The following is a 1,040-nucleotide window of genomic DNA, read 5'->3' as shown; positions in this document are numbered from 1 at the left end:
TGGCGGTGCTGGCTTGCTTGTTCAGGGTCACGGTTCGCGACTTGAGCCGGCCCTGGCGCAACTTGACCGCTGGCGCGGCGCTGGCGGTCGCCATGGGGTGGTAGTCATACACGGTCTTTTGCAGTTCGGTTTCCCGGCCGCTCTTGACCTCGACCTCGACCTCGGTCTCGTTGTCGGGGGCGTGCCAGGGGTGGTTGTGGGTGCTGCCCACCACCGCGCTCAAGGTCTTGTAGGTGTACTTGCTGCGCAAGGTCGGGGCTGAGGTGTTGGCTACCGGGGCGGGCGTGACCGTCTTGCTTTTCAGGTGGCGGGTGAAGCCTTCTTCGTCTTTCGGGCAGCCTGTCTCGCCCTTGGCCGCGTACCAGGCATAGTCCTCGACCACCCCGGTTTTCAGCGTCTGTTTCTTGAGGTTGCCCAGGGCGTCGTATTCGTAGAGTTCCTGCTCGTCACGCTTGCGTGCGCCGTGCGCCCATTGCGTGGTCAGCTTGCGCGGCAGCTGGCAGCTGGCGACCTGGTCGGCGAAATACTTCAGGGGATCGTGGTCGTATTCGCTGGTGACACTGTGCACATGGCCGTTGCGGGTGGTCTTTTCCAGCACCTGCAAGTGGAACTGGTTGTACTGGCGCTCGATGCTGCGCAGCACCTTGCTGCCATCTTTCAACTCTTCGGTGGAGCCATAAGTGTAAGTGCCCACGTGCAAGTAGAGGTTGTCCAGGCCATCTTCGGCCCAGGCAACGTTGAGGCCGTTGCCGAGGAAGTTGTGTTCGTCCTTGGGGTAGCTGTAGTGCAGCGACTGCTGGGGTTGACCGTGCCGGGGGTCGATGACATGGGTCTGCACCCGGGGCAGTGGCTCGCGCTGGCTACCATTGGGGAACGCATGGCCGGTCGAGTCGTAGGTGAGCGTTTCCTTGGCCCCGGCCGGAGTGCGGACGGTCTTGATGCAATCCAGGCCTTTTTCGCTCACATAGGTGAAGGCCCAGTTGGCCAGGTCGCCCTTGTCATTGTGGGCGGGCAGGCGCAATTGGTCGACGCGCCCAAGC

General features: G+C 62.7%; 1 pseudogene. It reads right to left on the bottom strand.

Annotated features, from left to right (window positions below):
- A pseudogene (locus ACF8K2_RS22150) lies at positions 1-1,040 on the bottom strand (sugar-binding protein); the annotation flags it as partial.

Source organism: Pseudomonas sp. xss_2 (genome assembly GCF_043104195.1).
Classification (GTDB): domain Bacteria; phylum Pseudomonadota; class Gammaproteobacteria; order Pseudomonadales; family Pseudomonadaceae; genus Aquipseudomonas; species Aquipseudomonas urmiensis.
This window is presented reverse-complemented; position numbering and strand designations above follow the sequence as displayed.